Origin of the sequence: Porphyrobacter sp. YT40, assembly GCF_006542605.1 — a bacterium.
GTDB lineage: Bacteria > Pseudomonadota > Alphaproteobacteria > Sphingomonadales > Sphingomonadaceae > Erythrobacter.
This window is the reverse complement of record NZ_CP041222.1, coordinates 2,427,761-2,454,580: the sequence shown is the minus strand read 5'-3', so window position 1 is coordinate 2,454,580 and position 26,820 is coordinate 2,427,761. Positions and strand designations below refer to the sequence as shown.

The window sequence follows — 26,820 nt, the reverse complement described above, 5'->3', positions numbered from 1 at the left end:
GCCGAGTAACCTGAGGTTATCAGAACCAGGGCTTGTGGCCCTCGACATAGATCCGGTTGAACTCGGCCTCTGACTTGGTCAGATAGAGGATCGCCTCGATCAGGCACACCACGCCGATGATCATCAGCGGAATGAGGCCGATCAGCACCAGCGTCAGCGCGTAGCTGATGATCGTCCCCACCAGCAGGATCACGCCTTCCTTGGTGTAACCGAGGTAGAATTTGTGGATGCCGAGACTGCCCAGAAACAGAGCGAGAAGTCCGGCAGCGATCGGCGATTTGGTTTCCATGAGATGATCCCCCTTGATGCACTATGGCAAGTCAAGGGCTATCGCATGAAACGTGCGCTCACAAGTCTTTGCCTCCGCCGGTTTGTGGATGCCCGGCATGGGTTCGGTAATGCTTTACGATACGCGCGGCCTTCTTGATCGTTCCGCCCGCGTTGCTTGCCAGTCTGACGGTGCGCGTGGGGAGGAAGGCTGACGCCAGCACCTGTTGCGGCTCGGCAAGATCGAGCTCGAGAGTCCAGATGGGCATTCCGCGCCACCAATCGCGCTTGACCCGCGAACCGGTGATCTGCGCCCAGCCAAGGGTTTGGCGGGCCATGCACGGCTTCAATGTCACGCCGCTTGCATCGATCAGCGCATCGGGTGCGGCGCTGAACAGGCGGCAGGCTCTGAGCGCCGCGATCCACAAGAACACCAACCCCATCGCGGTGCACAGCACCGTGCCGACAATTTCGCGGCTCATGTCGTGCTGCTTCACCCAAGACCAGTCCCAATAGGCAGCCGGCCCGCTCAGCATCAGGAATCCGCCCATCAGCAGCGTCAGCGCCAGCACGATGCCGTCGTTCACCCTCCCGCCAAGGTCCAGCACCATCGCGGGTTCATCAGGCAGCAAGCCGTCGGACAGCGTGGGCCCGCTTTAGCTCGGATTGCGCCGCGCCATGAAGGCGAGGCGTTCGAACAGCATGATGTCCTGCTCGTTCTTCAGCAGCGCGCCGTGCAGCGGCGGAATCGCGCTCGCCGGATTGCTGTTCTGGAGAACATCCAGCGGCATGTCCTCGTTGAGCAGCAGCTTCAGCCAGTCGAGCAGCTCGGAGGTCGAGGGCTTCTTCTTGAGGCCCGGCACTTCGCGCAGGTCATAGAAGATATCCATCGCCTTCTTCACCAGCGTCTTCTGGATACCGGGGAAGTGGACGTCTATGATGTCCTGCATCGTCTCGCGATCGGGGAACTTGATGTAGTGGAAGAAGCAGCGGCGCAGGAAGGCGTCGGGCAGCTCCTTCTCGTTGTTCGAGGTGATGACGACGATCGGGCGTTCCTTCGCCTCGATCCGCTCCTGAGTCTCGTAAACGTCGAAGCTCATGCGATCGAGCTCCTGCAGCAGGTCGTTGGGAAACTCGATGTCGGCCTTGTCGATCTCGTCGATCAGCAGCACGGGTAGCTGCGGCGAGGTGAAGGCCTCCCACAGCTTGCCCTTCTTGATGTAGTTGCGGATGTCATGGACGCGCTCTTCGCCGAGCTGCCCGTCACGCAGGCGCGCCACGGCGTCATACTCGTAAAGGCCCTGATGTGCCTTGGTGGTCGATTTGATGTTCCACTCGATCAGCGGCGCACCCAAGGCCTTGGAGATTTCATGCGCCAGCACGGTCTTGCCGGTGCCGGGTTCGCCCTTGACCAGCAGCGGGCGGCGCAGCGTCACGGCGGCATTGACCGCAACCTTGAGGTCTTCGGTCGCGATATAGGACTTGGTGCCTTCGAAACGCTGCTGCTGGTCGGCCATTCGGGTTTCCTTGTGAGACTGAATTTCGGTCGCCTGCGATAAGGGCGCTCTCCCCGCGGCGCAAGGGGGAGGGGCACTCCCAAATCAGCGAGGCAGCAGCAGGATGCGCTGGGCGATGCCCTCCAGCTTGCCCTCGTCCACCACCGCCGCAGGGTTGTTCCAGCCCAGCGTCAGCACCCAGTCGCGCCCGGCCTGATCGGTGAGGAGCCAGGTGAGGTTCATCACCCCCGGCTCGCTCCCGCCCTTGAAGCCGATGTAGCGCCACTTGTCCTTGATTGCCCCGGTGGCCGCCGGGTTGATCGCCATGATTTCGAACACCTTGGGGTCGGCGGTGCGACGCATATGGGCCAACAGCTTGGCGAGATCGGCGGGCGAGGCGAACCATTCGATGTCGAGTGCCTTGGGGCCATTGGCGAAAGCGGCATTGATGACGTCGAGCGTGGGGCTTTCGCTTGCGGTTTGAACGACGTCGATGATCGCCCGCTTGCCCGCATCGCCGCTGCGCCAGTCGGCGAGCGTTTTTGCATCACCGGCCTTGAGCATGAACAGCTGGCGCGTGGTCAGGAAGGGATCGTTCGCCGCAGGATCGCTGTGACCGCTGTCCTTCATCAGCCTGAGGATGCGCGGCCCGCCCAGTTCCCTGATCAGCTGGTCGGTCGCGGTGTTGTCGCTGATCGAAATCATCAGGCTCGCCAGCGTGTGGAGCGTCACCGGTGCGCCCTTGGGCCAGTTCTGGAGTTGCCCGCTGGGGTAGCTTGTTTCGGTGAGCGCCACGACGTCGGTCCACTTGCGGCGTCCTGCCTTCACGTCCTCCGCCAGCGCGGCGAGGACATAGAGCTTGAAGGTCGATCCCAGCGCCAGCGGTGCATCGGCGTTGCGGCTGATCAACGGCGCGCCGCCATCGAGCGGCGCGAACCATGCATTGACGGTGCCGGGCAGAGCGGCGAGTTTCGCTGCGATCGTCTCGGCGCTGTCGCCCTCGACCGCGATGGCATCGACCGAGGTGAACAGCAATTCGCTGATCCGGTTGCCTTGCGCCGGGTCGATCGCGAGGCTGCCCTTGGCGAGACCGCGCTCGAACCGGATATGCAGCACGGCGCGCGCGCCCTCGGGCGGGTCGAGCAGCGCGACCTCGATCGCCGGGCCGAACTGGGCGGTGAGCCCCGCCGCCAGCGCCTTGAGCTGCGCATCGGCAACCGCGGCGCGGAAACCGTCGGTGAAGATCGCCTCGGGCTGCACCGTGCCGTTGAGCAACGCCACGATGTCACGACTGCGTTCCATCAGCGGGGATTGTGTGGTGGCATCGGCAGTGTCGGCGGCGTTCTGCGCCAGAAGAGGCGTGGCCGGAAGGCTCATCATTGCGGCCACGGCGGGCAAAAGGCATTTGCGCAGCATCGTCGTTCTCCCATTGATGCAGAGGCTTAGGCGGGTTTTGCGGATCACGCCAGTCGTTCGAGCCGGTCGAGTTCGCGCTTCACGCGCCGCGCGGCCCACAGGTTGACGAGAATGACCGCCGCTATCACGCCGCCGGTCAGCAGGGTGGGGCGAGCAAGACCGGCCAGCGCGGCGTTCCACCCCTTGGTCTCGGCAACACCGGCGGTCACCGTGGCCAGAACGGCGACGAGCCCTGGCACGAGCGGGCCGACATACCACAGCGGCACGCGGATCAGCGCGCGATACTGGCGGCGATACTGCCGCACGAGATGGTCGAGGCACGGCTCTTCCGGACGGCGTTCGAGCAGGCCCGCGTGGCGCGGCAGATTGCGGATGACCACCAGCACCCCGGCACCCGTCAGCGCCAGTGCCAGCGCGACCGGCCATTCGCCGACATAGGCGAAGAACGCGGCGAGCAGCCCCCAGAGCGGCAGCTGCGCCCATCCCGCGATCCGCTCGCGGCGGTTGCGGCGGGCGATCTGCCGCTCGAATTCGCTCGCCCGCGCGGCGCAGGCGGCAGGATCGGTGAAGGTCGCATCATCGGCGGCGGCGGCCCAGAGGGCGAAGGGCGGGGTGCTCATGGCAAAGGCTCCTCGGGGGAAGGGTGTGCAAAGTGGCTGGCCAGCAGCGCCTTGATCCGGTGCACCCGGACATTGACGGCTCCGGCGGAAAGCCCTGTGATCTCGGCGATGGTCGCGGCGCTCTCGCCTTCGAGCCAGAGCACGATCACCTGCATGTCGGTGGGCGGCAGGCGGCGGACCAGCTCCTGCACCTGTGCGAGCGCCAGCGTTTCGGCGGTGTCGGTCTCGACATTGGCGGGCGAGGGGAGTTCGCCGATCTCCTCGATCGGCACGCGCTGCGGGCCTTTGACCGCCCGCGCCACATGATCGGCGGCGACATTGTGCGCGACGCGGTAGACCCATGTTTTCAGTGCACAGCGCCCATCGAAACGCGCCAGGCTCGACCACAGCGCGCAATGCATCTCCTGCTCGAGCTCGCGCGCCTTCTCCGCGTCCCGCTCGACCGACCGGGCGAGCCGCGCCAGCGCGGGGGCAAAGTGCTGGCCCGCTTCGCGATAGAGTTGATCCGCCGTGCTGGTCATGCCCCCCTTAGTCGTGGCCCGTGCGAATAGCTTACAAGGCGGCGGGCACTTTTTCTGGGAAGGGCGCTACAGCCGCGGGGCCGCGCCGAGGCACACCAGCGCGAATTGCGCTGCGAGCATCAGCACGGTGGCGGTCTGCCATCCGCTGCCGGCCGCGCGCATTCCGCGCTCCCACGTCCACATCCCCAGCGCCAGCGTCGCGAGCCCGCAGATGATGATCGTGACCCACCCCGATTGCCCCAGCAGCATCAGGAACAACACGGTCAGCGCCACCATCTGCATCAGGAAAGCCGCAGCAAACCACGCGATCGGGATCGGGCGGTAGCTGGCATCGGGAATATGCCAGTCGGGCAGGGCGCTGTCAGGGCGCGAGATGCGGCGCTCGCCTGCGTAGATGTCCTCTTCGCGCGGGTCCGGAAATTCGCCGTCAGGCATCGATCAGGTCGCGGTCGATCTCTCCCGCGCGGTTCTGGATGAAGTTGAAGCGGTGTTCCGGGTTGCGGCCCATCAGCTCGTCCACCAGCCGCGCGACGCCCGCGCGATCCTCGAACTCCTGCGGCAAGGTGATGCGGATCAGGCTGCGGCTTTCGGGCGCCATTGTGGTCTCGCGCAATTGCTGCGGGTTCATTTCGCCAAGGCCCTTGAAGCGAGCGACTTCAACCTTCTTGCCCTTGAACACCGTCGCTTCCAGCTCCGCCCGGTGCGCGTCGTCACGGGCGTAGCGGCTCTCCTTGCCGGCCGTCAGCCGGTACAGCGGGGGCTGGGCAAGGAACAGGTGGCCGCGCCGCACGATGTCGGGCATTTCCTGGAAGAAGAAGGTCATCAGCAGCGTCGCGATATGTGCGCCGTCGACGTCCGCGTCGGTCATGATGATGATGCGGTCGTAACGCAGATTGTCGGCGTTGCAGTCTTTGCGGGTGCCGCATCCCATCGCGAGGATCAGGTCGGCGATTTCGGAATTGGCGCGGATCTTGTCGGCGGTGGCGCTGGCGACATTGAGAATCTTGCCGCGGATCGGGAGGATCGCCTGGCTCTTGCGATCCCGCGCCTGCTTGGCGCTACCGCCTGCCGAGTCCCCTTCGACGATGAACAGCTCGGTCTCGCGCCCCCCTTCGCCGCTGCAATCGGTGAGCTTGCCGGGGAGGCGCAGCTTCTTGGCGTTGGTCGCGGTCTTGCGCTTGATCTCGCGTTCAGCCTTGCGCTTCAGGCGCTCGTCCATCCGCTCCATCACCTCGCCGAGCAGCGCCTTGCCGCGCTCCATATTGTCGGTGAGGAAGTGGTCGAAATGGTCGCGCACCGCGTTCTCGACCAGACGCGCGGCCTCGGGCGAGGTCAGGCGGTCCTTGGTCTGCGACTGGAACTGCGGATCGCGGATGAAGACCGAGAGCATCACCTCCCCGCCGGTCATGACGTCATCGGCGGTGATGTCCTTGGCCTTCTTCTGGCCCGCCAGTTCGCCAAATGCGCGCAGTCCCCGCGTCAGCGCGGTGCGCAGGCCCTGTTCATGCGTGCCGCCATCGGGCGTGGGCACGGTATTGCAATACCAGCTCGTCGCGCCGTCGGAATAGAGCGGCCAGGCGATCGCCCATTCGACCCTGCCTTGCCCGACACCGTCCACCTCGGGGAAATCCTGCGTGCCCGCAAAGGGCTGCGCGGTGACGCATTCGCGGCTCCCGATCTGTTCGGCGAGGTGATCGGCAAGGCCACCGGGGAACTTGAACACCGCCTCGGCAGGCACTTCCTCGCTCGCCAGCGAGGGCGCGCATTTCCAGCGGATCTCGACGCCGGCGAACAGATAGGCCTTGGAACGCGCCAGCTTGAACAAGCGCTTGGGATTGAAGCCGCGCTCGCCGAAGATTTCGGGATCGGGAACGAAGCTTACCGTGGTGCCGCGCCGGTTGGGGGTGGGCCCGAGGTTCTGGAGCGGGCCTTGCGTGACCCCGCGCGAAAATTCCTGCGCGTAAAGCTGCTTGTCGCGCGCCACCTCGACCCGAGTGTGGACCGAAAGCGCGTTGACCACGCTCACACCCACGCCGTGCAGCCCGCCGCTGGTGGCATAGGCCTTGCCGGAGAACTTGCCGCCCGAATGCAAGGTCGAGAGGATCACCTCGAGCGTCGATTTGCCTGGGAACTTGGGATGCTCGTCCACCGGCATCCCGCGCCCGTTGTCGGCGATGGTGACCCGGTTGCCTTCGTCGAGCCGCACCTCGATGCGCGTAGCGTGGCCCGCCACCGCCTCGTCCATCGAGTTGTCGAGCACTTCTGCGGCAAGATGGTGATAGGCGCGGTCGTCCGTGCCGCCGATATACATGCCGGGGCGGCGGCGGACGGGCTCCAGCCCTTCGAGCACCTCGATGGCGGAGGCATTGTAGTCCCCGCTCGAAGTCGGGGTATTGGCGAAGAGATCGTCGGAGGTGGGAACGGACATGGCGCGGACTATAGGCCTGCGCCGCGGCGGCTCACAAGCCACCCCCGGTGCTTTTACTCACTTCCCGAAGCCGGTCGGCGCAGGGTCGACCGGATTGACCGCGCCGCCCTTGATCTCGCGCACTTCGAGCGCGCGTTCGATCACGCCATTGCGGCCGAAGCGGAAGGCGCCGTCGACCCCGAGAAAGCCGCCCTTGTCGTAAAGCTCGTTCTTGGGGAAGGGCGTGCCCACCTTCCAGTCGCGCGCGATGCGCAAGGTGAGCAGCACGGCGTCATAGCCCAGCGTCGCGACGCGGTAGGGCTGCGCGCCGAAGCGGGCGGCGTAGCTGTCGGCGAACCGGCTGAAGCGCTGGTCAGAGACGGCAGCGAACAGCGCGCCCTCCATCGCCGGGGCGCGGGTGAGCGAGGCCTCGCCGCTCCACAGCTCGGTGCCGAGGATGCGGGTGCGCTTGCGCTGGCCGCGCTGCAACGCCGTCGCCGCATCGAGCCCGAGCCGCGCGCTGTCCGCGATCAGCACGGTGTCGAACCCGCCTGCGCTGCGCATCCGCCCTGCGGCGCTGACGATCGAGGTGTTGCCGCGCGCGTAATTCTCGCGCCGCACCAGCGAGCCGCCGTAATCGGCCAGCGCATTTTCGAGCGCGGAGAAGGCGCGGGTGCCGTAGTCGCCTTCGGGCACCAGCACGCCAAATCGTTCCGCGCCGCGACCACGCGCGAAGGCGACCGCGCGGCGGATCGATTGTTCGGGCAGGTGGCCGATCACGAAGACATCGGGCCCGGCAGCGGCAGGATCATTGACGAAGGCGATCACCGGCACGCCGGCCGGACGCGCAGCGGCCTGCACGGCGGGCACGGCATCGGTGCTCAACGGCCCGAGGATCAGCTTGTTGCCATCGGCAATCGCCTTCTGCGCCGCCCCGCCGATCCCGGCGGAGGTATCGTAGGTGGTGATGCGCAGGTTCTCCGCCCCGGTATCGAGCAGCGCCATGGTCGTCGCGTTGGCAATCGCCTGTCCGACCGGGCCGGTATCTCCGCTCAGGGGCACCAGCAGCGCGATGCGGTGGCGGTCCCTGTCGGTCGGCAGTGCGGTAGCCGAAGGCTCGGGCGCGGGGCCGGGCGCAGGCGCGCTGGTGGGCGCGTCGCTCTTGGGGACCACCGCGCAGGCCCCGGTCATCAGCGCCGCACCGGCCAGCGCAAGGTTGCACCCGCGCATCTGCCGCGCCGCTGCGGCCAGCCATGCGGCCCAATTCGTCCGATTCCAGAGCTTCATTCTTGCCGACCCCTCAGCCGTGCGCCATGGACAGGCCCGTGACACCGATGGCGCTTCCAACCCTTCCCGCGTGGGAACCCGTAGCCGGGCTGTATATCGTTGCGACCCCGATTGGCAATCTTGGCGACATCACGCTGCGCGCGCTCGCCGTGCTGCAGGGGGCCGCGCTGATCGCCTGCGAGGATACGCGGGTGACGGGCAAGCTGCTGAATCTCTACGGGATCAAGGCGCGGCTCCAGCGGCTCGACGATCATGCTCCGCCCGAGGTACGCGCGCGGGTGATCGACGAAGCGAGGCAGGCGCCGGTCGTGCTGGTGAGCGATGCGGGCACGCCGCTGATCTCCGATCCGGGCTACCGCTTGGTGCGCGAGGCGCGGGCCGCAGGCGTCACCGTCACCAGCATTCCGGGCCCTTGCGCCGCCGTATCGGCGCTGGCGATGGCGGGCCTGCCGAGCGACCGCTTCCTGTTTGCAGGCTTCCTGCCGGTGAAGGACAAGGCCCGCCGCGAGACGCTTGAGGGGCTCGCCGACATCGCCGGAACGCTGGTCTTCTACGAAACCGCACCACGGCTCGAGCGCGCGCTGCTCGCCGTCGCCGAGCTGTGGCCGACCCGCGAGGTCGCAGTCGCGCGGGAATTGACCAAGCTCCACGAGGAATGCCGCACCGGCACTGCCGCCGCTCTCGCCGCGCATTATGCCTCGCATCCTCCCAAGGGCGAGATCGTGCTGCTGATCGGCCCGCCGGGCGAGGACGAGGCCCCGGTGCACGATACCGACGCATTGTTGCGCGCAGCGCTGGCCGAGGCAGGGCCGGGCAAAGCGGCAGGGATCGTGGCGAAGCAGACCGGCATCGACCGCACGACGCTTTATGCCCGCGCTTTGGAGTTGAAGGGCGAATGAAAGCCACACGCACCCCCCAGCAGCGCCGCGACGCCGACAGCCGCGGCCGTCAGGGCGAGGCGGAGGCCGCCATGTTCCTCGCCCAAGCCGGATGGCGGATCGTCGCCGAGCGCGTGAAGACCAAGGCGGGCGAGATCGACCTGATCGCCACGCGCACGGGCCTTGTCGCTTTCGTCGAGGTCAAGTGGCGCGCCCGCGCTGCGAGCCTCGGCGATGCGATCGACGAACGCCGCCTCGCCCGCGTCGCCGCCGCCGTCGAATTGGTGTGGCAGGACTATGCGACACAGGGCGAGGATATCCGCATCGACGTCATCCTGCTTGCACCCGGCACCAAGCCCACCCACATCGAGAACGCCTGGATGCCTTTCGGCTGACCCACGGAGCCTGACACATGACCTTGCGCATCGCCGTCCAGATGGACCCCCTCGACCGGATCAACATCGCCGGCGACAGCTCCTTTGCGCTGATGCTGAGCGCGCAGGCGCGCGGTTATTCCGTCTATGAATATCACGTCGAAAGCCTGACGCTGGACGAGGATGATCGCCTGTTCGCCCATGCCTTTCCCGTGACTGTGCAGCGGGTCGAAGGCGATCACTTCACCCGCGGCGAGCAAGTGCGCCTCGATCTCGGCAGTGATGTCGATGTCGTGCTGATGCGGCAGGACCCGCCGTTTCACATGGGCTACATCACCGCCACCCACCTGCTCGAGCGGATCGGGCACGAGACGCTGGTGGTCAATGACCCGGCGAATGTCCGCAATTCCCCCGAAAAGGTGATGGTCCTCAACTATCGCCAGTTCATGCCGCCGACGCTGGTGACGCGCTCGGTCGACGAGGTGCGGCGCTTCATGGCCAAGCACGGCGCGATCGTGGTGAAGCCGATCCACGGCAACGGCGGCAAGGCGATCTTCCGCATCGGTGAGAACGCGGAGAACCTCACCGCGCTGTTCGAGGTGTTCAACCAGACCTGGCCCGAACCGCACATGGTCCAGCCCTTCCTTCCCGAGGTCGCGCAGGGCGACAAGCGCATCGTGCTGATCGACGGCGAGGTCGCGGGCGCGATCAACCGCATTCCGGGGGAAGGTGAGTTCCGCAGCAATCTCGCGATGGGGGGCTCCGCGCAGCCGACCGAACTCAGCGAGCGCGAACAGGAAATCTGCGCGGCGCTCGGCCCGGATCTGAAACGGCTCGGCCTGACCTTCGTTGGCATCGACGTGATCGGCGGTAAGTGGCTGACCGAGATCAACGTGACCTCGCCCACCGGCATCGTGGCGATTGACCGCTTCAACAACACTGATACGGCGGGGATGATCTGGGACGCGATCGAACGGCGCCTCACCGAGCGCCGTGCACAATCCTGACCCGCCTCTTCACAACGGACAGCCCGACTTCTCATGACCGACTTCCTGCTCGAACTGCTCGACAAGGGCGGATACCTCGGCATCTTCCTGCTGATGATGGCCGAAAACGTCTTCCCGCCGATCCCGTCGGAGGTGATCATGGGTGGCGCGGGGGTGCTGGTCGCCAAGGGGCAGATGACCTTCGGCACCGTGTGGGTCGTCGCTACGCTCGGCACGGTAGCGGGCAACCTGTTCTGGTACTGGATCGGCGTGCGCTGGAGCGAGGAACAGCTCAAGCGCATCATCGACCGCTGGGGCCGCTGGCTGACCTTCGAATGGGACGAGTTCACCAAGGCGCGCAACATTTTCCGCAAGTATGGCGACGGGATCGTCTTCGCGCTGCGCTTCTCGCCGATCCTGCGCACCATCGTCTCGCTGCCCGCGGGCCTCGCGCACATGAAACTGTGGCGATTCTGCCTCTTCACTTTCCTCGGCTCGGGGATCTGGAACGCGATCCTGATCTTCGGCGGCAAGGCGCTGGAGCCGCTGATCGAGCGGTTCGAGACATTTGCCGGCTACGGCGTGGTCGCCTTCGTGCTCGCCGGGGTGGCTTTCTACATCTACCGGGTAGTGACGTGGAAGCCTGTGAAGGCGCACGAGAAGGGCGAGTAACGTCTCCTATCAACCCCGAGGGTGCGCCTTGCGGTAATTGTCGAGCAGGCTGGCGACATCGACGCGGGTATAGATTTGTGTCGAGCCCAATGAGGCGTGGCCGAGCAGTTCCTGCAGGCTTCTGAGATCCGCCCCGGCGCTCAGCAGATGCGTGGCGAAGGAGTGCCGCAGCGCGTGGGGCGTCGCAGTGTCCGGTAGTCCCAGCGCGCGCCGCGCCTGCGCCATCGCCCGCTGCACCATGCCGGGCGACAGCGGACCACCCTTGGCACCGCGGAAGAGGGGCTCGTTTGCGGTCAGGGGAAAGGGGCACGCCTTAGCATAGTCCGCCACCGCCGCGCGCGTGATCGGCAGCACCGGCACCACGCGCTGCTTGCCGCCCTTGCCGGTCACTTGCAGCACCTCTCCCAGCGCCGCGTCCCGGCCCGTGAGCGAGAGCGCCTCGGCGATGCGCAGCCCAGATCCGTACATCAGCAGCAGCACCGCCCGATCGCGCGCACCGATCCAATCGTCGGCGGCAAGGTCATCGACCCATTCGGTGAGGTTCACCGCTTCGTCGGGCGTGACGGGGCGGGGGAGGCCCTTCTTGATCCGCGGCCCGCGCAGCCGCGGCGCGGCGGGATCGGGATCACCTGCCTGCGCGCGGGCGAAAGCGATGAAAGCCTTGAGCGCCGAAAGCTCACGCGCGGTGCTGGCATTGCCAAGCCCCTCGGCGCGGCGCTGCGCGAGGTGGGCGCGCAGATCATGCGCCTCGATCTGCGCGACCGCCGCCCAGTCCTCGCAGCCCCGCGCCGCGACCAACCGTGAGGCTGCCGCAACATAGGCGCGCACCGTGTGCTGCGAGCGGCGGCGGTTATCGGCCAGATGCGCGCGCCACGCTTCGAGCAGGTCGGGACCGCTCACGCCGCCACCAGCGTATCGGCCACGACCTCGCCCAGCAGCGCGTCGAGCACCCCGCGCCCTCGCGGAGTGACCCCGATCCGCGTGCTCTCGGCCCACATCATGCCGAAACCCGCAAGCCGGGCGAGCGCTGCCTCGTCAATCAGCCCGGCACGGGGGAGAGCGAAGCGGGCGGACAGGGCATCAAGGTCGACTCCCTCGGTCAGACGCAGGCCCATCAGCAGCGCCTCGGTCGCCTGTTCGGGAACTGTCAGCGCGCGCGCCTCGACGATGCCGTCGCCTTGCCGCGCGACGGCGGCGAGGAAGTTCTCGGGCTTCTTATGCCGCACCGTCGCCACGCCGCCACGCCGCCCATGCGCGCCGGGGCCGATCCCGGCGTAATCCTGATAGCGCCAATAGACGAGGTTGTGGCGGCTCTCTTCTCCCGGACGAGCATGGTTGCTGGTCTCGTAGGCAGGCAGACCCGCCGCGCCGGTGAGGGCCTGCGTGATGTCGAACAGTTCCGCCGCTTCATCGTCGCCCAGCGGGACAAGCCGCCCGCGCCGCACGTCGCTGGCAAAGCGCGTCCCGGGCTCGATCGTCAGCTGGTAGAGCGACATGTGCCCGGTGCCGAAACCCAGCGCGCGGGTCAGACGCTGCTCCCACAGCTCGGGCGTATGACCGGGCAGGGCGTAGATCATGTCGAAGCTCACCCGCGCAAAATGCGCCTGCGCCGTCGCGAGCGCGGCCAGCGCCTCGTCGGCACCGTGCAGTCGGCCGAGAAACGCCAGTTCCGCATCGTCGAGCGACTGCACCCCCAGCGACACCCGATTGATCCCAGCCGCCGCCAATGCCGCAAAGTTCGCCGCCTCGACGGACGACGGATTGGCCTCGAGCGTGATCTCGATCCCGGGGTCGAAACCCCACAGCCTTTCGGCTTCGGCCAGCAGGGCGGCGACGAGGGCGGGGGGCATCAGCGAAGGCGTGCCGCCGCCGAAGAAGATCGAGGTCAGCGTCTCACCGCCCGCGACCGCTGCCTCGGTGCGCATGTCGGCGGTCAACGCCGCCTGCCACGCGGCAACATCCACGCCCGCGCGGACATGCGAGTTGAAGTCGCAATAGGGGCATTTCTTCGCGCAGAAGGGCCAATGGATATAGAGCGCACGCGCCACGGACTGCCTCTTCAGCCCCGCTTAACCACTGCTGCATAGACAAGCTTCATGCGCACGTCCCGTTCGATAATCCCTCTGGCCCGGCTGACCGCTGCCGCGCTGCTTATGACAGCCGCGCCCGCCATGCCGCAAGGCTCCGCGCAAGATCCGCGCCCGCTTTATCCCGCCGAGCAGGAATGGCTCGCCCGCCATAACGACGCGCGCGCCGAGGTCGGGCTCGGCAAGCTGCGCTGGAACCATGCGCTGATGCGCGATGCGCAGGACTGGGCCGAACAGCTCGCCGCGCGCGGGGCCTTCCGGCACTATCCCGATCTCATCGCGATCGGGCAGGGCGAGAACCTGTGGAAGGGCACGCGGGCGACCTATGCGCCCTCGCAGATGATCGAACTGTTCGTCGACGAAAAGCGCATGTTCCGCCCCGGCACTTTCCCCGATGTCTCGAGCACCGGACGCTGGAGCGATGTCGGGCATTACACCCAGATCATCTGGCCCGAAACGCAGGAAGTCGGCTGTGCGACGGCAGTCAATGCCCGGCACGAGGTGCTGGTATGCCGCTATTGGCCGGCGGGCAACCGCATGGGCTATCGGCTCGACCCGGCCGGCAGGATGGCGCGGCGCTGAGCCTGTTTCAGCCGAACTGCGCCGCGACGAGCTTGGCGAAAGCATCGGCGCGGTGGCTGATGGCGTGCTTTGCCTCGGGCGCGATCTCGGCGAAGGTTTGCGAAGCGCCGGTGGGCACGAACACCGGGTCATAGCCGAAGCCCAGCGTCCCGCGCGGCGGCCAGGTCAGGCTGCCCTCGCAGCGACCCTCGTAAACCGCGTATTCGCCATCCGGCCATGCCAGCGCCAGAACGCAGTGAAACGCCGCCGCGCGGTCGACATCCGGCCCCAGTTCGGCAAGCATCCCCTCGACCTTGCCCATCGCCATGTACCAGTCGCGGCCCGGTGCGCCCTCGAACCACTGCCGCTCGGCCCAGTCGGCTGTGTAGACGCCCGGCCGTCCGCCGAGCGCCGCGACGCTGAGCCCGCTGTCGTCCGCCAGCGCCGCCAGCCCCGAAGCCTCCGCCGCCGCGCGCGCCTTGATCAGCGCGTTCTGCGCGAAGGTGGTGCCGGTCTCCGCAGGCTCGGGCAGGCCGAGCGATCCGGCGGATATACACTTCACCCCATAGGGATCGAGCAGCGCACTGATTTCCTTGAGCTTGCCCGCATTGTGCGTGGCGATCACCAAGCTGCCGGAGCCAAGGCGGCGTGTCACTTCACCGCTTCCATCTGCGCCGCAAAGATGCGGTCGCAGCCGATGCGGGCCAGGCGCAGGAGGCGCAGCAGCGCCTCCTCGTCATAGGTCGCGCCCTCGGCGGTGGCCTGCACCTCGGCGATCTTGCCGCCCGAGAGCAACACGAAATTGCCATCGGCCTCGGCGTTCGAATCCTCGTCGTAATCGAGATCGAGCACCGGGGTGCCCTTGTAGATGCCGCAGGAAATGCCCGCGACCTGCGCGGCAATCGGATCGTGCTTGATGTCGCCTGAGGCCATCAGGCCATTCACCGCCAGTCGCAGCGCAATCCACGCGCCCGAAATCGCCGCTGTCCGCGTGCCGCCATCGGCCTGGATCACGTCGCAATCGAGCGTGATCTGCCGCTCGCCAAGCTTCTGGAGATCGACCACCGCGCGCAAGCTCCGTCCGATAAGCCGCTGGATTTCCTGCGTCCGGCCCGATTGCTTGCCCTTGGCCGCCTCGCGAGCACCGCGGGTGTGGGTGGCGCGCGGGAGCATCGAGTACTCGCCTGTCACCCAGCCTTCGCCCTTGCCGCGCAGCCACGGCGGGACGCCCTTTTCGACGCTCGCGGTGCACAGCACCTTGGTGTCCCCAAAGCCGATCAGGCAGGAGCCCTCGGCGTGCTTGGTGAAGCCGGTTTCGATCGAGATGGCGCGCATTTCATCGGGCGCGCGTCCTGAAGGGCGCATGGGTGTTCTCCAAAAAATCCGTTCGCCCTGAGCGTGTCGAAGGGCTGTTTTACTTTCGTGACCTTGCGCTAGAAGAAAGAGCAGGGCTTCGACAAGCTCAGCCCGAACGGAATGAAAGAAAGTTGACGATAGGCCGTGACATTGCAGCCATGACCTCGCTCCCGATCACCGATCTGACCGAGCGCGCGCGCGAGATTTTCCGGCGTGTGGTGGAGGAATATATCGAGAGCGGTCAGCCGGTCGGCTCGAAGACGCTGGCGGCGGATGGCACGCTCAACCTTTCGCCCGCCTCGATCCGTTCGGTGCTGGCCGATCTGGAGATGGCGGGCCTGCTCGCCGCGCCGCATACCAGCGCGGGGCGGATGCCGACCGATGCTGGGCTTCGCATCTTCGTCGACGGGATGATGCGCGTGGCCGAGCCCACCGCGCAGGAACAGGCCGCGATCGAGGCGCGTCTGGCCGAGGCAGGGCCGGTCGAAGCGGCGATCAAGCAGGCCTCGGCGATCCTCTCCGACCTCTCGGGTGCGGCGGGGATGGTGCTGGTCGCCCCGCGCGAGCAGCGTCTGGCGCAGTTCAATCTGGTCGATCTCGGGCAGGGGCGGGCGCTCGCGGTGCTGGTGGGTGAGGATGGCGGGGTAGAGAACCGCATCCTGACCATCGGCGGCGCGCTCAGCCCCGGCGCGCTCGACCGGGCGTCGAATTACATCACCGCAAGGCTCGCCGGACGCACGCTGGCCGAAGCCGCGCTGGCTATGCGATCCGAGATCGCCGCCGGCAAGTCGCAGCTCGACGATGCCTCGCGCGATCTGGTCGAGCGGGGCCTTGCCGTCTGGAGCGAGGATGCCGCCGCGCGGCCCGTGCTGATCGTGCGCGGCGCGGCCAACCTGCTCGACGAGGCGGCGCTCGGCGATATCGAGCGGGTGCGGATGCTGCTCGAAGACCTCGAAAACAAGCAATCAGTCGCCGAACTGCTCGACACCGCGCGAGAGGCAGATGCCACCCGTATCTTCATCGGCTCCGAAAACCGATTGTTTGCCCTCTCCGGCTCCTCCGTGGTCGCGTCACCCTATCGCGACCGCGAGGGCAGGGTGGTCGGCGTGCTTGGCGTGATCGGCCCGACCCGGTTGAATTACGCGCGGGTTGTCCCCATGGTGGATCTGACGGCCCGTTCGCTGGGCAAGCTCATCGCTTGAATGGAAAGCCAAACCGACATGACCGAGAATGAAAAGCCGCTGGATCAGGCGGTTGAAGATGAATTGAAGGGCGTGCCCGAGCATCTGCGCGAGGGCGGGGACGAAGCCGAGCCGCTGGGCGAAGCGCTCGAATCGCTGCGCCGCGATCTGGAGGCCGCCAGGCAGGAGGTGCTCTACGCGCAGGCGGAGACGCAAAACGTGCGCCGCCGTCTGGAGCGCGAAAAGGACGAGGCGCGCGCCTATGCCGCGACCGGCTTTGCCCGCGATATCCTGAGCGTGGCCGACAATCTTGCCCGTGCGGTGCAGGCGATCCCCGAAACCTTGCGCGGTGACGACAGTATGAAGGGGCTCGTCGTCGGTCTCGAAGCGACCCAGCGCGAGCTGGAGAAGGTGTTCGCCAGTCACGGTATCACCCGCATCGCCGCGGTCGGCCTGCCGCTCGACCCCAATCAGCATCAGGCGATGCTGGAGGTGCCCACCACGGATCATGAGCCGGGCACAGTGGTGCAGGAAATGCAGGCGGGGTGGATGATCAAGGACCGCTTGCTGCGCGCCGCGATGGTAGCGGTGGCAAAGAAGCCGGACTGATCGCGCTTCACGCACGCCTCACCCTCAGCTGTGGCTCAGGCACGACAAGCCGGGGATAGCTTCCCGGCGTTCCTGCGTTCGGACAAATATGTTCTGATTCAGGAGATTGTCATGATTACGCGAATGAAGACCACCGCCCTAGCCGCCGCCTGCGCGCTCGGCCTTGGCGCCTGTGCCGGCAATTATGCGGGCGAGGGTGCCTTGGGCGGCGCGCTTGCCGGTGCGGCCGGCACGGCGGTGACGGGCGGCGATGTTGCCACTGGCGCCGCTGTCGGTGCCGCCGTTGGCGGCGTCGGCGGATCGCTTATCAAGAAGAATGGTCGTTGCTACCGCGTGGACGATCGGGGCCGCGAGCGGCGCGTGCGCTGCTGAGGGTCAGGCGGGCGTGAATGGGAGAATGGCGGCATAGACCGCCGGATCCGCCACGCCCGCCACTTTCGCGCCTCGCCGCAGCAGAAAGGCATGTTTCACGATTTCGGCCTGTTGCTCGATGCCGTAGCGTTCAAGCCGCCAGCTCGGTTTGAGCGCATAGTCATATCGGCACCACGGATGACGGCGCAGCACCAGATGCCAGCGCCCGCGCGTTTGGGCCTGCCACACGTGGACCATTTCGTGAATGAAATGGCCTTGCAGCGCTAGCGAAGCGGTTGCGAAATCCTCGCAATAGTGATGTGCTTCGGGGTGAAAGTGCAGATGCCCCATCGGTGCCATCGTCACCTTGCGCGGCTGCAGGGGGAAGAACTTGCGCCGCTTTATCCGCACCGGCGCATAGTCGATCGCATCGCCGAACACCGAAGCCGCGAGGGCTATCTCGCCCTCCGTAAGAGGGCGCTCGCCGCCAACCGGGCAGGTGGCGGCGAGATCCTGACGTCCGGTCGACGGCGGCGTCAGCGCTCGTCCCCGGCGGCCTTGACCGGCGCGTCGACCGTGGCGGTGGTGCCGTCCGAGAGGGTCAGCGTGACCTTGGCGGTGCCCCCGGCCTTGAGCGCATCGGAAGGCTGCATCGCCATGACGTGCAGCCCGCCCGGCGCGAAACTCACCTGCGCATCCTTGGCGAGCGAAATGTCGCCTGCCATCGTCATCTCCATCTTGCCCGCGCTTTCGGCGTAATCGTGGATCATCGTCATCCCTGCGCCTTCGACCGCCACTTCGGTGAGGGTTACCGGCGTCTCGCCCGAGTAGGAAAGATCGAAATAGACCGCCGCCGGATTGCCCGCGACAGGAGCCATGACCACTCGGGCATTGCTGACGGTCAGGCTGCCCGCTGCCGCAGCGCTCGTCTCGCCCGCCGGGGGCGCCTCGGCCGCGTCGGAGCAGCCGGACAAAGCCATTGCGCCTGCGGACAGAACAATCGCCACAACGGCGCGTCGGATCGTGTTCACTCTGAATATCTCCCTTGTGGAATGGGCGCAAAACTAGGGCCCCGCGTCTCTTGTGCCAAGCGAAACCACACCTATATCGCGCTCACAATCGAGCCGCCAAAGCGCTCTGCCCGCTTCGGGGGAGCGCCCCTCGCGGTGTCCAACAAATGTCCTTTTGGATGGGGAAACTATGGCTAAAGTAATCGGTATCGACCTCGGCACCACCAATTCCTGCGTCGCTGTCATGGACGGCGGCAAGCCCAAGGTCATCGAAAATTCGGAAGGTGCGCGCACCACTCCCTCGATCGTCGCCTTCACCAAGGATGGCCAGCGCCTGATCGGGCAGCCGGCCAAGCGTCAGGCGGTGACCAACCCCGACAACACCCTGTTCGCGATCAAGCGCCTCATCGGTCGCCGGTTCGAAGACCCGCTGACCAAGAAGGACATGGAACTCGTCCCCTACAAGATCACCAAGGGCAAGAATGGCGATGCCTGGGTGAACGCAGGCGGCGAAGATTACAGCCCCTCGCAGATTTCCGCCTTCATCCTTCAGAAGATGAAGGAAACCGCCGAGAGCTATCTCGGCGAGACCGTGACGCAGGCCGTCATCACCGTGCCCGCCTATTTCAACGACGCCCAGCGTCAGGCGACCAAGGACGCCGGCCAGATCGCCGGCCTTGAAGTGCTGCGCATCATCAACGAGCCGACCGCAGCCGCGCTCGCCTATGGCATGGACAAGGAAGACGGCAAGACCATCGCTGTCTACGACCTTGGCGGCGGCACCTTCGACGTCTCGATCCTCGAAATCGGGGACGGCGTGTTCGAAGTGAAGTCGACCAACGGCGACACCTTCCTCGGCGGTGAAGACTTCGACAATGCGATCGTCGAGTTTCTGGCGGACTCCTTCAAGAAGAAGGAAGGTATGGACCTCAAGACCGACAAGCTTGCGCTGCAACGGCTGAAGGAAGCGGCGGAAAAGGCCAAGATCGAGCTGTCGAGCGCGGCGACCACCGAAATCAACCTGCCCTTCATCACCGCGCGTATGGAAGGCGGCAGCACCACCCCGCTGCACCTCGTGGAGACGATCACCCGCGCCGACCTCGAAAAGATGGTCGACGGGCTGATCCAGCGCACGCTCGATCCGTGCAAGAAGGCGCTCAAGGATGTCGGCATCTCCAAGGATCAGGTCGACGAGGTGATCCTCGTCGGCGGCATGACCCGCATGCCGCGCGTGCGTGAAGTCGTGGAGCAGTTCTTCGGTGCCAAGCCGCACACTGGCGTGAACCCCGATGAAGTCGTCGCCATGGGCGCGGCCATTCAGGCGGGCGTGCTGCAGGGCGACGTCAAGGACGTGCTGCTGCTCGACGTGACCCCGCTCTCGCTCGGCATCGAGACGCTGGGCGGTGTGTTCACCCGCATGATCGACCGCAATACCACCATCCCGACCAAGAAGACCCAGACCTACTCGACCGCCGAGGACAACCAGAACGCGGTGACGATCAAGGTCTATCAGGGCGAGCGCGAGATGGCCGCGGACAACAAGCTGCTCGGCAATTTCGACCTGATCGGGATTCCGCCGGCCCCGCGCGGCGTGCCGCAGATCGAAGTCACCTTCGACATCGACGCCAACGGGATCGTCTCGGTCTCGGCGCGTGACAAGGGCACCGGCAAGGAACAGACGATCAAGATCCAGGCCTCGGGCGGTCTCTCGGACGCTGACATCGACCAGATGGTCAAGGATGCCGAAAAGTTCGCCGAGGAGGACAAGAAGCGCCGGGCCGCCGCGGAAGCGCGCAACCAGGCCGACAGCCTCGTCCACGCGACCGAAAAGCAGCTCGAAGAGCATGGCTCCAAGATCGACGCTGCCACCAAGACCGAGGTCGAGGAAGCCATCGCGGCGGTCAAGACCGCGCTCGAAGGCGGCGATGCCGATGACATCGGCGCCAAGGCGCAGGCGCTGACCCAGTCCGCAATGAAGATGGGTCAGCAGATCTACGAAGCCCAGCAGGCCGCCGGGCCCGAAGGCGAAGCGGCTGCTGGCGAAGCGGCCCCTGAAGAAGAAGTCGTCGACGCCGAATTCTCCGAGGTCGACGAAGACAAGAAGGGCTGAGGCCTCGATGCAATCCAATCCGTAGCCGATGCGTTCCGGCGCGTCGGCTGCGGTTGGCCACGGGGATTAGGTCAAAGACATGTCCAGCGCCCAGCTCGATTACTACGCCACGCTCGAGTGCAGTCGCGACGCCGATGGCGCGACACTCAAGAGCGCCTATCGCAAGCTCGCCATGAAGTATCACCCGGACCGCAATCCGGGCGATGCGACCTGCGAGGCCAAGTTCAAGGCGATCAACGAGGCCTATGACTGCCTCAAGGACCCGCAAAAGCGCGCGGCCTACGATCGCTACGGCCACGAGGCTTTCACCCAAGGCATGAACGGCGGCGGGGGCGGTGGCCCCTTTGGCGGCGGTCGCGGGCCCGACGGCTTTGCCGACATCGGCGACATTTTCGAAACGATCTTCGGCGGCGCCTTCGGTGGCGGGGGCGGTCAGCGCACCCAGACCCGCAGAGGTGCCGATCTGCGCTACGACATGCAGGTCACGCTCGAGGAGGCCTTCCACGGCAAGTCGACCGAGATCGAGATCGAAGTCTCGCAATCCTGCGACACGTGTGACGGCACCGGCGCGACGCCGGGCACCTCCGAACGCCAGTGCAACCTGTGCCACGGCATGGGCAGCGTGCGCGCCAAGCAGGGCCTGTTCGTGATCGAACGCCCGTGTCCGACCTGCTCGGGCCGCGGTACAGTGATCGAAAACCCCTGCCGTGATTGCCGCGGCGAGGGTCGCGTCGACAAGGCGCAGACGCTTAAGGTGGATATTCCCGCGGGCGTCGACACCGGCACCCGCATCCGCCTGTCCGGTAAGGGCGAGGCCGGCCAGCGCGGCGCGCCGGCGGGCGATCTTTATATCTTTCTCCACGTAAAGCCCCACTCGCTGTTCGAGCGCGAAGGCACGACATTGCTGACCCGTGTGCCGGTGAGCTTTACCACGGCCGCGCTGGGTGGCTGTGTCGAGATTCCCGACCTCGATGGCTCTACCAACCGGCTCGAAATTCCGGCCGGCATCCAGTCGGGCAAGCAGTTGCGTGTGCGCGGCGCGGGGATGCCGGTGCTGCAAGGGCGTGGGAGGGGCGATCTGGTGGCGGAAATCGTGGTCGAAACCCCCACCAAGCTCAGCCGCCGCCAGAAGGAAATCCTCGAGGAATTCAAGGCGACCGAAACCGGCGACGAATGCCCCGAAAGCCGCGGCTTCTTCGACAAGCTGAAAGACGCCTTCGGGGGCTGAGGCACGCGCGATGCTGCCCTCGCTCCTGATCGTCGACGATTTCCTGAAAGACCCCTGGGCCGCGCGCCGGGCTGCCTTGGCGCTCGACTATGATCCGGCGCGCCAGCATGGCAATTTTCCGGGGCTCAATTCCTCGACAGCGCTCGACACCGGCGGCGTGGACGAGGCGGTTTCGCGGCTACTTGGGCTGAGGCTTGGCCCCGCTCCGGGCACCCAGCACGGCCATTGTCGCGTCACCCGCAAGGCCGACAAGGGCAGGAGCGGGGTGCATATCGACCCGGCGGCTTATAGCGGCATTCTTTACCTCTCGCGCTCCGAGGACTGCGCCCGACCTGACGCGGGCGGCACCGATTTCTTCCGCCACCGCCGCACCGGACTTGAAGCCGTGCCGCAGGACCCTGCGAAGATCGCGGCATCGGGCTACGGCGACATCAATGCACTGGTGGAGGACGTGGTCAACAAGGACACCTCCACCCCCGCTAGGTGGGAGCGCACTCTGCGCATTCCTGCCCGCTTCAACCGGCTGCTGCTATTCTCGCCCTGGCAATTCCACAACGCCGCGCCCGGTTTCGGCTCCACGCCGGAGGATGCGCGGCTCGTGATGCTGCTGTTCTTCGCGCCCCGGACGTAGCGGCGCGCGTCTAGCCCATCCGCGCGCGCACCTCCATGCGCACCTGATCAACAAGCCCGCGCTGGCAGCGCCCGGCAATTTCCTCTTCTTCGAGGATCGCGAGAAACACCGCGCGCTTTCCGGCAGCGATAGTTTCTCCACGAAGCCCCGTCGGCACGGTCGAGGTGACCAGATCGATCATCCGCTCCGCCCCGTGGAGACGGCCCCACAGGTAATCGTTCTCGCGGTAATCGCGGCTGAAAAACGCACCGAAATTGTAGAACTCGATCCCGCGCAAGGTCGCCGCGGTCCCGCCCTCGCGGATGCTGAGAGCATCGTCGGGCGAGATGCGGTCGATCTTGACCGGGTTGAACTCATCCAGCCCCTCGCGCCGCGACAGGGGGAGGGTGGCAACGTCGTAGAAGGGAAAGCCGAGATAGGTCAGCAGCATCCGGCGCTTGAGATCCTTCGGCATATCCTCCAGCGCGTCGATCAGCAGCTCTTCGGCAGCCAAATCGGTGGCCGGGAGCAGACGCTCGGCAGCGAGGAAATCGAGCAGCGCGCCAGGATGTTTCGCCGCGTCCACCGCCAATTCGCGAAAGGTGGGGGAATGCAGCACATCCTCGTCAGCGCGGTTGTAGAGCAAGAGGATTTCGTAGATCCGCTCACGCGCACGGTCGAGCGCATCCTCGGAAATCGAAGGATCGACCTGCCAGTCGCGCGCCAGCTTGCGAGCGAGCAATTGGAGGCGGCGAATGCGGAAGCCGATGTCGTGGGCGCGGAAGAACGCAATCGCAGCCGCGGTCGCGCCGCCTTGCGCATCGGTGAGCTGCTCCAGCCCGCGCGCCTCAAGCTCGCAGCGCAGTGCGCGGACCAGCGGCACCGGATCGCCGCGTGACGATCCGGCGGCCTTCAGCGTCAACCGCGCCAGCTGGTCGAGGATCGCATCGAACTTGGTCAGCGCATAGGCACCGAAGGCATAGCCCGCCCGCTCGGCGGCAGCCTGCTGCGCCTTCGCGCGCCACCCGGCAAGCCGTTTGGGTGTGGGCCGGTCAAGCAGGAAGGTGAAGCCGAACAGCTTTTCGACCGCCCGGTCGATATCGCTCTGCAAGTCCATCACGATCCGCTTGAGCCGCGCCGCATCGCGCGATTGCTGCGCGATCCGCTCCAGATCGTCACGGATCGGCTGTTCGCGCGGGATGGTGGAGAGCGAACCGAAGATCGCACCGAAAAAGCCGACTGCGCGGGTGCGGGTGCCCGGCGCAGGGCCTGCGCCATCGGGGCGCGGGTCGAGATAGACGAAACGCCGGTCGACCTCGCGCTGGGCCGGGCGGCCGTACAGGGCGGACAAAGCCGCGCCGAAGGGCGCGTTGACCAGCACCGCTCCGTCGATCAGCGCAGCCTCGTCCACCGTGCCGCGCGCGACATGGGCGGGCATGATCCGCGACAGAAAGGCGCCGCGTCCCGCCCAGTGATGGCCCTCGGCCGCTGCCAGCGCGTCGATCTCGGCCAAGGTAAGCGGCGGGAAGGCACCCGGAAAGCTCGCCGTTGCCCGTGCGGCCAGCACCAGTTCGAGCGGGTCGGCGAGCCCCCGCGCGCCGGTCTCGCCCACCCGCGCGCGGAAGGTGATCGGCAGGCGATGCTCGGTCTCGTCGACCTGCGGCGGGGAATTGAGCCGCAAGGTTTCGGGGTGGCCGCGAAAATCGGTGGCGGTGACGACCAGATCGACCGGATAGCCCGACGGCAGCAAGGGCACCCCGTCGCCTTCCTCGGCCATCTTGCAGAATGCCTCATAGAGCATGGCCGAAAAGCGCGCGCCGGAGAAGGGCGGCTCGAACCAGCGGCCGCGCACCAGTCGCGAAACCTTGGCCCGCACCTCGGCGCGGGTTTCGGGCGAGACCGTGGCACTCACCGCGTTGCCGGGACGGCTCAGGAACCATTCGGCGATCGGCTGCGCCCATAGCTTGCCATAGCGCCAGCCCGGCGCGGCATCGGGATCGGTAAGCTCGCTGACATCGGCATTGGCGAGCCACAGGTCGGTGAGCGGTTCGAGCGAATGGCCGGCGTGCAGCGCTTGGGCGAGGAACACCGCGTTGATCCCCCCGGCGCTCGCCCCCGTGAGAATATCGGGCAGCACGCGCAAGCGCAGCCCCGCCTCGCGCTCCAGCTCCCCGAGGAAATCGCGGTAGGCCGCCGCAACGCCATCCAGCGGCACCGCTGCGGGATGGTGGAAGGCGCGGCTGGCACGGGCAAGGTGCCACACTTCCTTGGTGATGCCGTGCATATAGACCGCAAGGCTGACGCCGCCGTAGCAGACAAGGGCAAGGCGCAGTTCCTTATGTCGCATGCGAATTGTCTAGCGGGCAAAGCCTGCGCAATGCAATTGCGTTCGTCATCTGTTCTCGATAAGGGGTTCGGCTATGGCCAAGACGAAACGCCGTTACGTTTGTCAGGAATGCGGCAGCGTCTCGCACCGCTGGCAGGGGCAATGCGCCGATTGCGCGCAGTGGAACACGCTGATCGAAGACGTTCCGGCGACGGTCTTCTCGCAAAAGCACGATCTGTCGAGCGGCGGGCGGGCGGTCGCGTTCGAGCCGCTGAATGCGCCGACGCAACTTCCGGTGAGAAAGTCCACCGGCCTTGCCGAATTCGACCGCGCCTTGGGCGGCGGGCTCGTGCCGGGGAGCGCGGTGCTGCTGGGCGGCGATCCGGGCATCGGCAAATCCACCTTGTTGCTCCAGACCGCAGCGACCATCGCGCGGGGCGGCAATGATGTGGTCTATGTCAGCGGAGAGGAGGCTGCGGGGCAAGTGCGCCTGCGCGCAAGCCGGATGGGGGTGGCCGATGCGCCGATCCGCCTCGCCTCGGAAACCTCGGTGCGCGATATTCTGACGACGCTGGGGCAGGGCGATCCGCCCGCGTTGCTGGTGATCGATTCGATCCAGACCATGCATTCCGACACCATCGAAGGTGCCCCCGGCACCGTCAGCCAGGTCCGCGGCTGCGCGCTCGAACTGATCCGCTATGCCAAGGAAAGCGGCTGCGCGCTGGTGCTGGTCGGCCATGTCACCAAGGACGGCACGATCGCGGGCCCGCGCGTACTGGAGCACATGGTCGATGTGGTGATGAGCTTCGAAGGCGAGCGCAGTCACCAGTACCGCATCCTGCGCGCGCTCAAGAACCGTTTCGGCGCGGTGGACGAGATCGGGGTTTTCGCCATGGCGACCGAGGGGCTGGAGGAAGTCGCCAACCCTTCGCTGCTGTTCCTGTCGGGGCGCGACACGCCGCTGGCGGGCAGCGCTGTGTTTCCGGCGCTGGAGGGCACCCGCCCCGTGCTGGTCGAAATTCAGGCGCTGATCGTGCGGCTGCAATCGGGCGCGACCCCGCGCCGGGCGGTGGTGGGATGGGACAGCGGGCGGCTCGCCATGCTGCTTGCGGTTCTCGAATCGCGCTGCGGGCTGAATTTTTCCTCGGCGGAAGTCTATCTCAACATCGCCGGCGGCTACCGCCTGACCGATCCGGCGGCCGATCTCGCGGTCGCGGCAGCGCTGGTCTCGGCGCTGGCGGACCGCCCGCTGCCCGACAAGGCGGCATGGTTCGGGGAGATCAGCCTCGCGGGCGAAATCCGCCCGGTCGCCCACGCGCCGCTGCGCCTGCGAGAGGCTGCCAAACTCGGCTTTTCGCGGTGCTACGGCCCGGCGGGTGCGGCCTCGGGCGACAGGTCGGCCGATTACCGCGGGCTCGCTGCGCTTGCGAACGTCGTTGACCACGTGATGGGCAGCGCATAGACCTCGCGTCCCATGGACGGTCTCGACTTTATCATTGCCATTATCGTCGGCGTTGCCGCGATCGGCGGGTTCATGCGCGGCTTGGTGCAGGAGGTGCTGAGCCTTGCCGCCTGGGTCATGGCGGCCTTTGCGGTGCATTTCATGCACCCAGCGCTGACACAGGGATTGCGCACGTTCTATCCGGTCGAACCGGCGGATTCGCTGCTTGCCTTCGTGCTGCTGCTGCTGATCCCCTATGCGGCGATGAAGGTCATCATCGGCACCGCCAGCGGCCCTTCGGACGGGGCCGTGCTGGGGCCGGTCGACCGGGTGCTGGGCTTCGGCTTCGGCGCGGTCAAGGGCGTACTGATCGCGGTCTTCGCCTTTGCCCTGCTGGTGACCGGCTTCGATGACAGCTGGGGCTACAAGGGCCGCCCGCAATGGATCACGCAGGCGCGCACCTACGACGCCGCCGATCGCTTCTCGCGCCAATTGCTGCCCGCCATCGCCCAGCGGCGCGAACGGCTGCGCAGCGAATCCGAACAGCGAGATGCCGCCGCAGCGAGGGCGGGGCGCCTCGTCAAGTGAGCGCGCGCGTCTCGACGAAGCTCTATTCGCCCGAACTTCTCGGCCTTGCCACCGGTCTCGCCGCCTTCCCCCTGACAGACGATCTGCCGCTGCGCGCCGAGGAGCGTTCGCGCACCTGCGGCAGCGTGATTGTGTTGGGACTGGCGCTGGATGATGCGGGATGCGTCTCTGCGGTCGGCATGAACATCAGCGCCTGCGCGATCGGACAGGCCTCCGCCGCAGTGCTGGCGCAGGGAATTACGGGCTCCAATCCGGGGCATGTCCGCCTGACCGCCACGGCGATCGAGCGCTGGCTTGCGGGCGAGGGGGAATTGCCGCGTTGGTCAGGCATCGCCGCGCTCGCCCCTGCACGCGACCACCCGGGCCGCCACGGCGCATTGCTCTTGCCGTGGAAGGCCGCCAGCGCGGCGCTTTCGCAAGCCGCCGCCTGACGCTAGG

The 26,820-nt window shown here is 66.6% G+C and carries 30 protein-coding genes; 14 read left to right on the top strand and 16 right to left on the bottom strand.

Features of this window, described 5'->3' with window-relative positions; genetic code table 11:
- Positions 1-19: 19 nt before the first annotated feature.
- From E2E27_RS11505 to E2E27_RS11470, 9 genes are all read right to left on the bottom strand, one after another.
- A complete protein-coding gene (locus E2E27_RS11505; protein WP_141459308.1) occupies positions 20-289 on the bottom strand; it encodes a TM2 domain-containing protein in 270 nt (89 codons plus the stop codon).
- Positions 290-347: 58 nt separating this feature from the next.
- Positions 348-878, bottom strand: a complete 531-nt coding sequence (locus E2E27_RS11500; RefSeq protein ID WP_234036034.1) for a hypothetical protein — start codon at positions 876-878, stop codon at positions 348-350.
- Positions 879-923: 45 nt separating this feature from the next.
- Positions 924-1,784 (bottom strand): AAA family ATPase, encoded by an 861-nt coding sequence (locus E2E27_RS11495; protein WP_141459304.1) that lies wholly within the window; start codon positions 1,782-1,784, stop codon positions 924-926.
- Between the two features lie 84 nt (positions 1,785-1,868).
- Positions 1,869-3,143, bottom strand: a complete 1,275-nt coding sequence (locus tag E2E27_RS11490; RefSeq protein WP_181443425.1) for a serine hydrolase — start codon at positions 3,141-3,143, stop codon at positions 1,869-1,871.
- 80 nt (positions 3,144-3,223) lie between these two features.
- Positions 3,224-3,799: a hypothetical protein gene (locus tag E2E27_RS18740; protein WP_181443424.1), complete on the bottom strand. Its 576-nt coding sequence runs from the start codon at positions 3,797-3,799 to the stop codon at positions 3,224-3,226.
- Entirely contained in the window at positions 3,796-4,320 is a 525-nt protein-coding gene (locus E2E27_RS11485) for an RNA polymerase sigma factor (protein WP_141459300.1), read from the bottom strand. The genes E2E27_RS18740 and E2E27_RS11485 overlap by 4 nt, the downstream gene beginning before the upstream one ends.
- A 66-nt stretch (positions 4,321-4,386) precedes the next feature.
- Positions 4,387-4,755: a hypothetical protein gene (locus E2E27_RS11480; protein WP_141459298.1), complete on the bottom strand. Its 369-nt coding sequence runs from the start codon at positions 4,753-4,755 to the stop codon at positions 4,387-4,389.
- Positions 4,748-6,748: a DNA topoisomerase IV subunit B gene (gene parE / locus E2E27_RS11475; RefSeq protein WP_141459296.1), complete on the bottom strand. Its 2,001-nt coding sequence runs from the start codon at positions 6,746-6,748 to the stop codon at positions 4,748-4,750. Before parE ends, E2E27_RS11480 begins: the two co-directional genes overlap by 8 nt.
- A 57-nt stretch (positions 6,749-6,805) precedes the next feature.
- Entirely contained in the window at positions 6,806-8,014 is a 1,209-nt protein-coding gene (locus tag E2E27_RS11470) for a penicillin-binding protein activator (protein ID WP_234036033.1), read from the bottom strand.
- A 47-nt stretch (positions 8,015-8,061) separates the two neighbouring features.
- Here E2E27_RS11470 and rsmI point away from each other — a divergent pair, with 47 nt between their 5' ends.
- The 4 genes from rsmI to E2E27_RS11450 are packed head-to-tail and all read left to right on the top strand — an operon-like array spanning position 8,062 to position 10,924.
- On the top strand, positions 8,062-8,913 hold the full coding sequence (gene rsmI / locus E2E27_RS11465; RefSeq protein ID WP_141459294.1) for a 16S rRNA (cytidine(1402)-2'-O)-methyltransferase: 852 nt from the start codon (positions 8,062-8,064) through the stop codon (positions 8,911-8,913).
- Positions 8,910-9,287, top strand: a complete 378-nt coding sequence (locus tag E2E27_RS11460) for a YraN family protein (RefSeq protein WP_141459292.1) — start codon at positions 8,910-8,912, stop codon at positions 9,285-9,287. The genes rsmI and E2E27_RS11460 overlap by 4 nt, the downstream gene beginning before the upstream one ends.
- Before the next feature lie 17 nt (positions 9,288-9,304).
- Positions 9,305-10,273, top strand: a complete 969-nt coding sequence (gene gshB, locus E2E27_RS11455; RefSeq protein WP_141459290.1) for a glutathione synthase — start codon at positions 9,305-9,307, stop codon at positions 10,271-10,273.
- 33 nt (positions 10,274-10,306) lie between these two features.
- Positions 10,307-10,924, top strand: a complete 618-nt coding sequence (locus tag E2E27_RS11450; RefSeq protein WP_141459288.1) for a DedA family protein — start codon at positions 10,307-10,309, stop codon at positions 10,922-10,924.
- 9 nt (positions 10,925-10,933) lie between these two features.
- On the opposite strand, the gene E2E27_RS11445 is transcribed toward E2E27_RS11450, so the two are convergent.
- The gene (locus E2E27_RS11445; RefSeq protein ID WP_141459286.1) at positions 10,934-11,824 is read right to left on the bottom strand and encodes a tyrosine recombinase XerC; all 891 of its coding nucleotides are present in this window, start codon (positions 11,822-11,824) and stop codon (positions 10,934-10,936) included.
- Entirely contained in the window at positions 11,821-12,972 is a 1,152-nt protein-coding gene (hemW, locus tag E2E27_RS11440; protein WP_141459284.1) for a radical SAM family heme chaperone HemW, read from the bottom strand. The genes E2E27_RS11445 and hemW overlap by 4 nt, the downstream gene beginning before the upstream one ends.
- Positions 12,973-13,077: 105 nt before the next feature.
- On the opposite strand from hemW, the gene E2E27_RS11435 reads away from it, so the two are divergent.
- Positions 13,078-13,593: a CAP domain-containing protein gene (locus E2E27_RS11435; RefSeq protein ID WP_234036032.1), complete on the top strand. Its 516-nt coding sequence runs from the start codon at positions 13,078-13,080 to the stop codon at positions 13,591-13,593.
- Positions 13,594-13,600: 7 nt separating this feature from the next.
- Here the strand turns inward: E2E27_RS11435 and rdgB are convergent, their stop codons facing one another.
- Together rdgB and rph are read right to left on the bottom strand one after the other, a co-directional pair.
- Positions 13,601-14,227, bottom strand: coding sequence for an RdgB/HAM1 family non-canonical purine NTP pyrophosphatase (gene rdgB / locus E2E27_RS11430; protein ID WP_141459282.1), 627 nt, complete (start codon positions 14,225-14,227; stop codon positions 13,601-13,603).
- Positions 14,224-14,937, bottom strand: coding sequence for a ribonuclease PH (gene rph / locus E2E27_RS11425; RefSeq protein WP_141459279.1), 714 nt, complete (start codon positions 14,935-14,937; stop codon positions 14,224-14,226). The genes rdgB and rph overlap by 4 nt, the downstream gene beginning before the upstream one ends.
- 149 nt (positions 14,938-15,086) lie before the next feature.
- Here rph and hrcA point away from each other — a divergent pair, with 149 nt between their 5' ends.
- The 3 genes from hrcA to E2E27_RS11410 all read left to right on the top strand — a co-directional run bounded on the left by hrcA (position 15,087) and on the right by E2E27_RS11410 (position 17,090).
- Positions 15,087-16,130: a heat-inducible transcriptional repressor HrcA gene (hrcA, locus tag E2E27_RS11420; protein ID WP_141459277.1), complete on the top strand. Its 1,044-nt coding sequence runs from the start codon at positions 15,087-15,089 to the stop codon at positions 16,128-16,130.
- An 18-nt stretch (positions 16,131-16,148) separates the two neighbouring features.
- Positions 16,149-16,718 carry a nucleotide exchange factor GrpE gene (locus E2E27_RS11415; protein ID WP_141459275.1) on the top strand — a complete coding sequence of 190 codons (570 nt, stop codon included), beginning with the start codon at positions 16,149-16,151 and terminating at the stop codon, positions 16,716-16,718.
- Positions 16,719-16,829: 111 nt separating this feature from the next.
- Positions 16,830-17,090 (top strand): hypothetical protein, encoded by a 261-nt coding sequence (locus E2E27_RS11410; protein WP_181443423.1) that lies wholly within the window; start codon positions 16,830-16,832, stop codon positions 17,088-17,090.
- Positions 17,091-17,093: 3 nt separating this feature from the next.
- Here the strand turns inward: E2E27_RS11410 and E2E27_RS11405 are convergent, their stop codons facing one another.
- Positions 17,094-17,510, bottom strand: coding sequence for a vgr related protein (locus tag E2E27_RS11405; RefSeq protein ID WP_234036031.1), 417 nt, complete (start codon positions 17,508-17,510; stop codon positions 17,094-17,096).
- Between the two features lie 95 nt (positions 17,511-17,605).
- Entirely contained in the window at positions 17,606-18,100 is a 495-nt protein-coding gene (locus E2E27_RS11400; protein WP_141459273.1) for a copper chaperone PCu(A)C, read from the bottom strand.
- Between the two features lie 169 nt (positions 18,101-18,269).
- Here E2E27_RS11400 and dnaK point away from each other — a divergent pair, with 169 nt between their 5' ends.
- From dnaK to E2E27_RS11385, 3 genes are all read left to right on the top strand, one after another.
- On the top strand, positions 18,270-20,189 hold the full coding sequence (gene dnaK / locus E2E27_RS11395; RefSeq protein WP_141459271.1) for a molecular chaperone DnaK: 1,920 nt from the start codon (positions 18,270-18,272) through the stop codon (positions 20,187-20,189).
- Positions 20,190-20,268: 79 nt separating this feature from the next.
- Entirely contained in the window at positions 20,269-21,417 is a 1,149-nt protein-coding gene (dnaJ, locus tag E2E27_RS11390) for a molecular chaperone DnaJ (RefSeq protein ID WP_141459269.1), read from the top strand.
- Positions 21,418-21,427: 10 nt separating this feature from the next.
- The gene (locus tag E2E27_RS11385; RefSeq protein WP_141459267.1) at positions 21,428-22,048 is read left to right on the top strand and encodes a DUF6445 family protein; all 621 of its coding nucleotides are present in this window, start codon (positions 21,428-21,430) and stop codon (positions 22,046-22,048) included.
- A 10-nt stretch (positions 22,049-22,058) separates the two neighbouring features.
- Here E2E27_RS11385 and E2E27_RS11380 read toward each other — a convergent pair whose 3' ends face one another.
- On the bottom strand, positions 22,059-24,374 hold the full coding sequence (locus tag E2E27_RS11380; protein ID WP_141459265.1) for a patatin-like protein: 2,316 nt from the start codon (positions 24,372-24,374) through the stop codon (positions 22,059-22,061).
- Between the two features lie 73 nt (positions 24,375-24,447).
- Here E2E27_RS11380 and radA point away from each other — a divergent pair, with 73 nt between their 5' ends.
- From radA to E2E27_RS11365, 3 genes are read left to right on the top strand one after another with little or no spacing between them, the layout of a single operon-like run.
- The gene (radA, locus tag E2E27_RS11375) at positions 24,448-25,815 is read left to right on the top strand and encodes a DNA repair protein RadA (protein ID WP_141459263.1); all 1,368 of its coding nucleotides are present in this window, start codon (positions 24,448-24,450) and stop codon (positions 25,813-25,815) included.
- Positions 25,816-25,827: 12 nt separating this feature from the next.
- Positions 25,828-26,382, top strand: a complete 555-nt coding sequence (locus E2E27_RS11370) for a CvpA family protein (RefSeq protein WP_141459261.1) — start codon at positions 25,828-25,830, stop codon at positions 26,380-26,382.
- Positions 26,379-26,813, top strand: a complete 435-nt coding sequence (locus tag E2E27_RS11365) for an iron-sulfur cluster assembly scaffold protein (protein WP_141459259.1) — start codon at positions 26,379-26,381, stop codon at positions 26,811-26,813. Before E2E27_RS11370 ends, E2E27_RS11365 begins: the two co-directional genes overlap by 4 nt.
- Positions 26,814-26,820: the final 7 nt, after the last annotated feature.